Below are 10,054 nucleotides of genomic sequence, written 5' to 3'. Positions count from 1 at the left end.
CCGTGTTCTAGATCCACGGTGTGATTGATTCAGTCGACGTCGCAGCCGTCGACCGGTTGGTGGTTGTGGGTGCAGTGGGCAGCGTACGCCCCCGCAAGCGGGAGGGACCCCCAGGACGGCGTGAGGTAGCCGAGTGATGAGTGCCGGTGTCGATGGTTGTGGTCGTCCTTGAAGTCCTCGATCACCACCCTCGCTTCGAGCAAGCTCGTCCAGTGATTGCGGTTCAGGCATTCCTTCCGTAGCCGATTGTTGAACGATTCGATGTGTCCGTTGTTCCACGGCGTCCCCGGCGGAATGTAGGAGATACCGACCCGATCTCGGCAGAACTGTTGCAGCACATGAGAAATGAACTCTGGACCGTTGTCCATTCGCAGCACCAACGGTGGCCCGCCCCACAGCGCGAACGTCTTGTCGAGCTCGTCGGTCAGCCCTGCGCGGTGATCGAGCGCTCCACAATGTTCAACAGGGACTGCCGGGTGTGTTCGTCGATCATCGAAGGCGATCTTGATCGCCTTCCCATCGACGGTCGAATCGAACTGAAATTCCATAGCCCACACCACTTTCGGAGCATCTGCTTCGATCTGCGGGCAGGAGCTGATGCCGGCGCGTTTGCGCGGATGATAGATCCGAACCTGCAGACCCTCCTCCTTCCAGAGCCGGTGCACCTTCTTCTTGTTCACCGACAAGCCCTCGTCGTGCCTCAGATGCGCCCAGGCGCGACGGAAGCCGTACAGCGGATGCGAGCCTGCGTACGTCCGCAACGCGGCCCTCAGGGCTGCGTCGGGGTCCGCGGGTGTTTCGGCGATCGGTGTTCGTGCGTACGTGGAGCGGGCAAGCCCAACAGCTTTGCACGCCAGTCGTTTCGACAGACTCATGGTGTTCACGAGCACGTCGACGGCGCGGCGCTTGGCGGCTGGGCTCAGAATTTTCCAGTGCTACCTCCCGCAGTGCATCCTTCTCCAGCTCGGCCTCGGCGAGCAGCCGTTTGAGCTTGCCGTTCTGCTCGCGAAGCTCCTTGAGTTCCTTCGCGGCATCGGTGTCCATCCCGGCGTACTGACGCCGCCAGTTGTACAACGTCGCCGCCGACACGCCGACACCTCGAGCTCCGCCGCGATCTCCTCCTGCGTCTTGCCCGCAGCGGTCAGTTCGTCGGCACGGCGCAGCTCGCGCACGATGTCCTCGGCAGAGTTGCGTTTCCGTCCAGCCATGTTTTCCATCGTCCTATCCGCCCAGCTCACGGGCAACAAGGCTCTAAATCGAGATGGCTCCGTTCACTTGGGGACACGCCAACCTCTCAGCTGATTAATTCGACGGAAGTTCCCGAAACCATGTACCAGGTACTGCACGTACCTGATACTGTGCGAACACCTTATCGCGACGAGCTGCGCAGACAGAAGAGGAGAACCAGTATCTATACAGAAATTGCTGGTCGAGCGACAGCCAGTCTTGTGACCTTTGGAAATTCGATTGCCCTCGCCGGCCAGGCATTGCGGTGGGCCGTGCGCGATATTGTCACCGGACGGTTTCCGTTTCGGGAGGTTGTCACACAGACGTGGTTCGTCATCACCGTAACGACGTTGCCAGCGATCCTGGTCGCGATTCCGTTCGGCGTCATCGTCTCGGTGCAGGTCGGAAGTCTAACCCAGCAGGTCGGGGCCACATCTATCGCCGGAGCTGCCGGTGGACTCGGGATCATTCAGCAGGGGGCACCGATCGTCACCGCGCTCCTGCTCGGTGGTGCGGCAGGGTCGGCCATCGCCTCTGACCTTGGCGCACGCACCGTCCGTGAAGAAATCGATGCCATGGAGACGCTCGGACTCAATTCGACACGTCGACTCGTCGCACCTCGATTCGTCGCGGTTCTCATCGTCGCTCCGATGTTATGCATGCTCATCGTGTTTACCGGTCTCGTGGCAGGCTACATCCTTAGCGTCAACGTCCAGGGCATCACGCCGGGGAGCTACGTCGCATCGTTCGCGTCGTTCGCATCATCGGCGGACATCCTTGTAGCGCTGATCAAGTCAGTGGTGTTCGGTCTCGTGGTCGTGACAATCGCGTGTCATCGGGGCCTGTCCACGAAAGGTGGCCCCAAAGGTGTGGCCACATCTGTCAACGCCACCGTGGTCCTAGGGGTAGTGGCGTGCTTCGTCATCAACGTGTTCATCACCCAACTGACCATCATGTTCGTCCCGCAGACCATCGGATGACGGAGAACACGTGACCGCAGTACCATCCACCCGTTATACTTTTGTTACTCGTCCGATCGTGCGTGCTGTGACACCACTCGCTGAGGTCCCCGCGCAGCTCGGGCACATTACAACATTCACCATCGACACCGTCGCCGGAATTCGGCACGTCGCAACCACCTATCGACGACAGACGTTTTTATTCATACAGGAGTTTGCCTGGGGACGAGGCGCTGTACTGGTCGGCGGGGGTACCGCGATCGTGCTTGTGATTCTCGGAATGGCTGTCGGGGCGTCCATCGGCATCCAGGGCTACGCCTCGCTAGACCTGGTCGGGATGGGGTCTCTTACGGGATTCATTTCGTCATACGCCAACACTCGAGAGTTGGCACCGATGATCGCCGCGATCGGTTTCGCAGCCCAGGCCGGCTGTCGCCTCACTGCGGAAATAGGTTCGATGCGTATCGCCGAAGAGATCGATGCGCTCGAGTCGATGGCGGTGCGGCCGATTCCGTACATCGTCAGCACGCGTGTGGTCGCGGCGATCACTACCATCATCCCCCTCTACATCGTAACGCTGATACTCAGTTTCGGCGCGGCCAAGCTGGTCGTCATCCTTCTACACGGCCAGTCGGGTGGCACCTATGACTTCTATTTCGATGCGTTCCTCAAACCGCAGGATCTGGCGTTCTCAGTAATCAAGGTCCTCGTTTTCGTGGTGTCGGTCGTCATCATCCACAGCTACCAGGGTTACTACGCCAGCGGCGGAGCAGAAGGCGTCGGCCGCGCGTCTGGTCGAGCGATCCGCAGCAGTCTCATCATCATCGTCGTGGAGGACATGATCTTAACCCTGTTGATGTGGGGCTTCGATTCGGGCGTCAAGATTTCGGGCTAGGAGTTCAAGTGGCTGTATTTCAAGATCCATCAGGACGCGCGCCCTCACTGGCGAACTTGACCCTGCGCGGGATCGGGGTTCTCGTCGTAGTGACGGTTGCCGGCTATCTTCTGGCGGGCAACGCGACCGGAAAATATGAAGACAACACGACAGTGACGATCACCACCGACGCGGTTGGTGACGGGTTGAAGGGCGGATCGGAGGTGAAGTATCGGGGCTTCACGGTGGGCAAGGTGTCCTCGGTGTCGGGGCGCGACCAAAGTGTAAATGTGAAAATCGAGCTCACCGGAGTGAACGACGACATCCGGTTGCGTCAGGGCATGGCCGTGAATTACACGTCCGCCAGCGCGCTGGGGCCGACGGCACTGGAGATTGTCGACCCCGGGCGGGGAGTCCTCATCCGTGATGGCGGCAGCGTCTATGTGAGCAAGCTGCAGTCCGAACACACTTCGGTATCGACCCTGATTCGAAAACTCTCGAAGCTGGTCGATGCTCTCGATCAGCCGGCGTTCAATTCTGTGGTGAAGTTTGTCGTCGATGATTCCCAAACGTTTGCCGATGCCGGCCAGCTCATGTTCCAGATCGCGCAGCTCACTCGGGACGTTCAACAGCGGCCAGTGGGCCAGGATTTGGCGATCGCGGCAGACCTGTCCCAGGGCGTTGCCGACTTCATGACGCCGTTCGTTCCGGGCATCCTCATAAACGTCGACGTCGCTGACTTCTTCGCCACCGACGAGGCCATCAAACAGGCCACAGGCAACCTCAACAGCACCGGCGAGGTTCTGTTCGGGGGACTGGGAGGACTGTTGAGCGAAAACTACCCGGCGTTGAGTTCGGTACTGGACGTCGGCCTCGATCTGGCGAGGCCGGTCGCCAGATCGGCATCGGGACTCGCGCAGACCATTTACACCATCCCGCAGATCCTGGACAGCATCGACAACGCCACGCCGCAAGTCGGCGAGCGAGTACAACTTCAGGTCGCCCTGGTAGTGCAGACGTCACCTGCGCTGCAGAGCGCGCTTGCAGCAGGAGGACCGAGAAGATGAAGCTCAAGTCGTTAATTCCCACCATCGTCAAGATCGTCGCGTTCGCCGCAGTCATCGGCGTTCTCACCTACGTGATCATCGCCATCCTCGAACCCAGCTCGGACGGAGCGAGTTCTGAACGGTCTGCGGTTTTCTCCGATGCATCTGGGCTCAAGCCTCGCGACGGTGTGCGTTTGGCGGGAGTAAAGGTCGGTTATGTGACGGCGATCGGCCTGAAAGGGCCCACCGCGGTCGTTCATTTCCAACTGAACAACGACGTCGCGATCACGTCGAGCACCACCGCCGCCGTGCGTTATCAGAATCTTCTCGGACAGCGATATGTCGAATTGATCGGTGCGGCACAGGGAAAGACACAGGGGGCGGCGCTCACACAGGTGGCGCTCGACAAGACCGTTCCCTCATTTGATGTGTCCACCTTGTTCAACGGGTTCAAGCCGGTGTTCGACACGCTTAACGCCGACGAGATCAATGAACTGCAGTCCAACTTGTTGCGCGTTGCTCAAGGTGATGGAAGGGGTATATCGCCTGTTCTGGAGCAGGTCGCCGACATCACCGCCTACGGGGACCAACGGTCTGAGATCATCACGAATATCGTGACGAGTCTAGGCCAGGTCTCCGACCAACTCGAAGGCCGCTCGGCGCAGCTGGTCGAGCTCGTCGACCAGCTGGGATCGATCGTCGACGCCTTCAGCCGCGTGAGTGACCGGTTGCGGGAGTCGCTGGGCGAGGTCAACCGGTCCATGGAGAAAACTGTCATCGCCGGGGAGCAACTTGAGTCAACGTACGACCAGAGTTTCGCGACGATCTATCAGCGTCTGAGGCGAGAACCCGGGGAGTTGGAGGGGCTGCTGAATGGCGCGGTACTGCTCAAGCCTCTAATGGACTCGCTGAACGCTTCGACGAAATCCACGCCGAGTGAGGCACGATGTTCGAAAGGCCTTCTGCCCCTGCCGGATACAGCTACGATTGCGCTTATGGGGCAACGATTGGTGGTGTGTAAGTGAGGTTGTTCAGTCGAAATCGACCGCATCACCAGTCCGAACGCAGACGCGACCTCATCGTCGCCGCTGTGGTGGTGGTGACCGTGGTGGTCGGTCTGGTAATCGCCGGGACCGTGTATATCGCACCGCCCGGCCAAAAGGTGTACTCGGCTCAACTGGTCAACACCGGAGGGCTGGAGTCGGGTGATCAGGTGCGTATAGCGGGGATAAGACAGGGAACGGTGTCGTCGGTGGACCTCGCGGGAACGTTTATCACAGTCGAATTTCGACTCGACGGCTCAGTGCCAGTCCGTTCGGATGCCACCGCAGCGGTTCGCCTGATCACGCCGATCGGCGGGCGAGTTCTCGATCTGGACCCAGGGTCAGGACCGACCTCGCTGTCGGGGGCGATCCCCCTTGTTCAGACATCGAGTACCTACGACATTTCGGACACGCTCGAGACGACGACGCCGGTGTTCCGCGATGTAAAGGGCGTCGATCTCCGTCAGACTGCGTCGCTGCTGCAGAATGCGTTCTCCGACGGCAACACAAACATTCCCGACGCACTGAGGAACACCAGCAGTTTGATGGAACTCTTAGAGCGACAGTACGGTCAGCTCGACAAAGCGGTCGCTCTATCCGATGAATACGTCAACGCTTTCGCCGATCAAAAACAGGTGCTGGTCGACTTTCTCCGTCAACTCAGCTTCCTTGCCAGTACGCTGGGACCTGATATCGAGAACGTCCGCGGCGGGTTCGACCTTCTCAGGCGTCTGTTCAAACTTCTCACGAGGCCGCTCGTGGCTTACAGCGATGGAATCGAACCGTCTGTCCAACAATACAAGACGCTCCTCGACAAGGTGTCGACAGAGCTTCCAGGCTACTCCGATGCCCTAACCCAGGTTGATCAGATCACTCAGCGCCTCGGCGTCCTCCTCCAGGCGCCGGTCGGTGCGTCGACTACCACAGAACCAGAGGTTCGTGTGTGCATTCCGAGTGGTGACGACAAATGTTGACTACATGGATCCGAAAACTGTTGCTCCTGATCGCCGTGGTGGTGGTTGTGGTGGTCGCTAGTGTGGAAATAGGGGGGAGGGTGTCCGACGACACGCGCTCCCTGTGTGCAGAGTTCACCGATGCATCGGGCCTCTTCGAAGGCAACCCAGTAGCCATGCTCGGCAAGAAGGTAGGCAGCGTCGTCGGGGTGCACCAGAATAGTGATCAGTCCGGTGTAAGGATCGACATGCGGATCGACAAGAGCGTTCTGCTGCCCGCCGACGTCGGCGCGACTCTGGTGTCGACATCCATCGTGACCGAACGTCAAATCGAGTTCACCAAGCCGTACTCTGATGGAGCCCGATACGAGACGGATCAGTGCATTCCGTTGAGTAAGACGAGAACCCCGCTGGGAATCAGTCAGACGCTCGACTCGATCAGCAACTTGTCCGAGGAACTGGTCAAGGACAACGGCAGGAACACCGACGCGATCTTGCAGTCCCTCGAGCTCGTCTCCCGCAATCTAGAAGGAACGCAGGGTGACGTGGCCGGGATCATCAAGGACTCTGCCACGCTCATCGACGACCCGGCAAAGCGGGATATGCAGATTCGCAGCATCGTCGGGAACCTCGCCGCACTGACGGGGGTGGCAACCGAGAACGACAAAGAGGTGACCGCCCTCTTCGACAACTTCGTAGGTGCCATCGAGGTCATCATCGCGTTCGGCCAGACCTTCGGCGCGGCAGTCGAGTACGCGGGGACGTTCGTTCCGATCCTCTCGAGGTTCGCAACGGATTTCGGTCCCCCGATATTCGCGATCGGTGATGCTGCCGTTCCGCTCATCGCCGACATGGGAGAGCAGCCGGACATGGTGGTAGCGATCGCAGCCCGCACGGCAGACCTCATCGTGAAACACCCCGATGCCAAGTCAATTGTGCAGGCGTTCGCAGTGTCGCTGCCTTTGCGAAGCCTGGTCGGTGGCTGCGCCGCGCCGGTGGCAAACGGAGTCTGCGGGTCCAGCGATGTATCGAGGACGATCGCAGGGATGATGGGGGGAGGGGCCTGATGATCTCGGTCAATCGCGCATGCTTCGGACCCATGGTGGTCGCACTGATGGCAACGATAGTTTTCGTGACGTCGTGTGGGATCAACGCCGACAATCCGCCGACGATAGCGACCTCCGACGCGGACGGTTACGACATCCAGATGGAGTTCACCAGCGCACTCAACTTGCCGGCCCTCGCAAAAGTTCTCTCGGGGGGAATCAGCGTCGGAGTCGTCGAAGATGTCACGTACGAGAACGGGCATGCGGTCGTGAAAGCTCGCATCGACAACACGACTCAGCTGCCGGGCGAATCGCGGGCTGAGCTGCGTCAGGACACTCTCCTTGGTGAGATCTACGTTGCCATCCTTCCCCCAGCCGAGCCGTCGACGGGTGCCTTGCTGCGGTCGGGTTCGGTGATCCCGTTGGCACGGACTGAGCCGGCAGCAAATGTCGAGGACGTCATGCGCGGGATGTCGAATGTCCTCGGCGGCGGTGAGCTCGACAAGATCCACACCGCGATCTCGACATTGAACACCACGTTCCCCAAGGATTTGCAGCAATTCGACGCCCTGTATCGGACAACGCTGGAGACCGTCTCGGAGGTCTCCTCGAATACCGACAAACTCGACGTAGTGTTGAGGTCGGCGGATCAGACTCTGAAAGTGATCTTGGACGATCCGTCGGGAATCGACCGGATGCTGACCAAGGGCGGACGCAACTTTTCTGGTCTCGGCTACTCCCTGATCGAGGTCGCGTTACTCATCGCCAACTTGCGTGATTTCGCTGTGTCCGCGGGCAGGATCGTGGATCCGGAGTACTTACGGATAAAGGAGTCAGTGGCCGGGATCGCCCCGGTGATGGATTCGATCGCCAACTCCGACATCTACTCGAAGTCCGTCACGGAGCGAGCAACGAGCGTCATCCGCGACAAACTCATTCCATTCGTGCGGTCGCCCGACATTAATCTCTCGGACATCTCCATCGATGGTCGGGACCTAGCGCGGCGTGACGCCGAATCCTTCATAACCGTGTTGAGATCAATCGGAATGATGCCGTGAACCGCAGCAGCACGCTCATATCGATACTGGCTCTCGCCGTCGTGTTCGTCGTAGGGCTCGGCTACCTCGTCGTCGGCGTGGCACACATCAACCCCACCCGCTCCGAGTACTCGTTAACCGCCATCATCGACAGTTCAGGCGGTCTGCTGGACACATCGCCGGTGATGGTGCGGGGGGTACCCGTCGGAAAGGTGTCCTCGATCAACGTCGCGGATTCGGCAATTAAGGTCGTGATGACGATCGATTCCGACCACAAGATCCCCCAGGACAGCGAGATGTCTATCCAGAATCTGTCGCTCGCGGGGGAACAGTACATCAACTTCGTGCCCGCGGGCACGGCCACCGGTGGGTACTTCGATAACGGAGACGTGGTGCCCGCGGACGCGGTGCACGTGTCGCAATCGGTTCCCCAGGTGTTGCCAAAGTTGGCTGCAGTGGCAGATGGGCTCGACCCGGAATCGATCGAGTCCATCAACAAGACCGTCGCCGAGGCCGTCGCCGGACGGCAGGAAGACCTCGACACGATCGGCGACATGATGCACCGTTTAGTCGATTTCGTCGGCAAAGATGGGTCCGTCCGGGTGACCGCGGACAACGCCGAGTTCCTGCTCGGCCTCTTGTCCAATGCCGGGGACGTCCTCAGTACGGCATCTGTGCGCACCCCTGACGCCGTGAACGGGCTGGCGCGGATTCAACGGGCGTTCATCAGGTTCACAACCACCTCGTACGACAAGTGGCCTCCCGTGTTGAAGCTTGTGGAAAAGCTCAACGGCTATATTCAGATCCTGCAGCCGGATCTGCTGACGATCACCCGGGCGGTGAAACCGGCGACCGAGAAGGTCGCGGACACATACGTCGACTTCGGGTCGATCGGCGACCTCCTCGGCCGAACTTTCCCGGCGTCGCGACCAGGTCGCGCCGAGGTCCCCGTCACCGTGTCGTCGCCGCCACGGTGACGACCCGTCCGCAAGCGACTGTCACCGTAAGTACACAGAAGGTCCCACATGACAAATGACGACCGAACGAAACCGCACCCCGAGCCCACTGAGGTCGAGGACAGCGCGGCAGCAGCGACGCCGGATGGCGATCTACTGCTGGACGAAAACGCCCCAGCCGCGTCCGCCGTAGCCACGGCTGGGGCTAGAGACAGCGACGTCGACCCCCCCTCGCCAGGTGGGCACCGCTGGTCAGCATTGCCGCGATCACGTGCCGTGGTGGTTTCGGCCGTGATCGTGGTGCTCGCTGTGCTGGCCGGCGTGTTCGCCTACCTCTACCTCGAGGCCGACGAAGCGAAGTCGGTATTGGAAAACGACGCCGCGCAACGGGCCGCCGCGGCGAAGGCCGCCTCGGATTACACGACCAGATCCCTGACCTACAGCTACCAGAACACCGACGCCTTTTTCGCGGCAGTCAAAGAGGACGCGGGTGAGGCGCTCGTCAAGCGGTACGACGAGGTTCGGCCGACGCTGACCCAGATTATCCAGCAGGCCCAGGTGCAGGCGTCGGGACGCGTTCTGGCCACCAGCGTCACCGGTGACGCCGACGGAGAATACACGGTGATGGTCTTCGCGAGCCAGAAGACGCAGAACGTGCAGAATCCACAACCGAGTGAACTGCCGACATTGTTGAAGGTGGTCGTGGCGAAAACCGCCCAGGGCTGGCAGATTCAGGACTATAGCCCAGCTGAATGAGACGGCTGCTCCGCAGAAGGAGTTCCACGAAGAGCAAGATGCAGGACGGTACTCATTCTTCGACGCGGTCGCAGATGTCGGAGATGTCGGCGGGGTCGACGCCGGTGAGGAGTTGGGTGATCTCTTCGGGTGGCGGGTGCCCCTCGATCGGGTCAGT

At 60.2% G+C, this 10,054-nt stretch carries 10 protein-coding genes; 9 read left to right on the top strand and 1 reads right to left on the bottom strand.

Going from position 1 to position 10,054, the window contains the following annotated elements; all coding sequences use genetic code 11:
* Window positions 1-29 precede the first annotated feature (29 nt).
* Window positions 30-923, bottom strand: coding sequence for an IS3 family transposase (locus tag AB0P23_RS25210; RefSeq protein WP_363799762.1), 894 nt, complete (start codon window positions 921-923; stop codon window positions 30-32).
* A 576-nt stretch (window positions 924-1,499) separates the two neighbouring features.
* On the opposite strand from AB0P23_RS25210, the gene AB0P23_RS25205 reads away from it, so the two are divergent.
* From AB0P23_RS25205 to AB0P23_RS25165, 9 genes are read left to right on the top strand one after another with little or no spacing between them, the layout of a single operon-like run.
* Window positions 1,500-2,207: an ABC transporter permease gene (locus AB0P23_RS25205; RefSeq protein WP_317549896.1), complete on the top strand. Its 708-nt coding sequence runs from the start codon at window positions 1,500-1,502 to the stop codon at window positions 2,205-2,207.
* A 10-nt stretch (window positions 2,208-2,217) separates the two neighbouring features.
* Window positions 2,218-3,081 carry an ABC transporter permease gene (locus AB0P23_RS25200; protein WP_008720373.1) on the top strand — a complete coding sequence of 288 codons (864 nt, stop codon included), beginning with the start codon at window positions 2,218-2,220 and terminating at the stop codon, window positions 3,079-3,081.
* 8 nt (window positions 3,082-3,089) lie between these two features.
* Entirely contained in the window at window positions 3,090-4,127 is a 1,038-nt protein-coding gene (locus AB0P23_RS25195; protein ID WP_032370846.1) for an MlaD family protein, read from the top strand.
* Window positions 4,124-5,131, top strand: coding sequence for an MlaD family protein (locus tag AB0P23_RS25190; RefSeq protein ID WP_008720376.1), 1,008 nt, complete (start codon window positions 4,124-4,126; stop codon window positions 5,129-5,131). Before AB0P23_RS25195 ends, AB0P23_RS25190 begins: the two co-directional genes overlap by 4 nt.
* Window positions 5,128-6,123: an MlaD family protein gene (locus tag AB0P23_RS25185; RefSeq protein WP_008720377.1), complete on the top strand. Its 996-nt coding sequence runs from the start codon at window positions 5,128-5,130 to the stop codon at window positions 6,121-6,123. The genes AB0P23_RS25190 and AB0P23_RS25185 overlap by 4 nt, the downstream gene beginning before the upstream one ends.
* The gene (locus tag AB0P23_RS25180) at window positions 6,117-7,169 is read left to right on the top strand and encodes an MlaD family protein (RefSeq protein WP_008720378.1); all 1,053 of its coding nucleotides are present in this window, start codon (window positions 6,117-6,119) and stop codon (window positions 7,167-7,169) included. The genes AB0P23_RS25185 and AB0P23_RS25180 overlap by 7 nt, the downstream gene beginning before the upstream one ends.
* Complete coding sequence (locus AB0P23_RS25175) at window positions 7,169-8,206, top strand: MlaD family protein (RefSeq protein ID WP_363799759.1); 1,038 nt, start codon at window positions 7,169-7,171, stop codon at window positions 8,204-8,206. The genes AB0P23_RS25180 and AB0P23_RS25175 overlap by 1 nt, the downstream gene beginning before the upstream one ends.
* The gene (locus AB0P23_RS25170; RefSeq protein ID WP_008720383.1) at window positions 8,203-9,162 is read left to right on the top strand and encodes an MlaD family protein; all 960 of its coding nucleotides are present in this window, start codon (window positions 8,203-8,205) and stop codon (window positions 9,160-9,162) included. Before AB0P23_RS25175 ends, AB0P23_RS25170 begins: the two co-directional genes overlap by 4 nt.
* A gap of 48 nt (window positions 9,163-9,210) precedes the next feature.
* Window positions 9,211-9,897, top strand: a complete 687-nt coding sequence (locus AB0P23_RS25165) for a hypothetical protein (protein ID WP_008720385.1) — start codon at window positions 9,211-9,213, stop codon at window positions 9,895-9,897.
* The last annotated feature ends 157 nt before the right edge of the window (window positions 9,898-10,054 follow it).

Source organism: Rhodococcus sp. NPDC077669, assembly GCF_040686915.1.
Lineage (GTDB): Bacteria > Actinomycetota > Actinomycetes > Mycobacteriales > Mycobacteriaceae > Rhodococcoides > Rhodococcoides fascians.
Note: the sequence above shows the minus strand (reverse complement) of the source record. Positions and strands in the feature narration are given on the sequence as shown.

Excerpts from the sequence above, each read along its gene's own strand:
- AB0P23_RS25190 (WP_008720376.1), top strand. The coding sequence starts at position 4,124 with ATGAAGCTCAAGTCGTTAATTCCCACCATCGTCAAGATCGTCGCGTTC.
- AB0P23_RS25180 (WP_008720378.1), top strand. The coding sequence starts at position 6,117 with ATGTTGACTACATGGATCCGAAAACTGTTGCTCCTGATCGCCGTGGTG.
- AB0P23_RS25175 (WP_363799759.1), top strand. The coding sequence starts at position 7,169 with ATGATCTCGGTCAATCGCGCATGCTTCGGACCCATGGTGGTCGCACTG.
- AB0P23_RS25165 (WP_008720385.1), top strand. The coding sequence starts at position 9,211 with ATGACAAATGACGACCGAACGAAACCGCACCCCGAGCCCACTGAGGTC.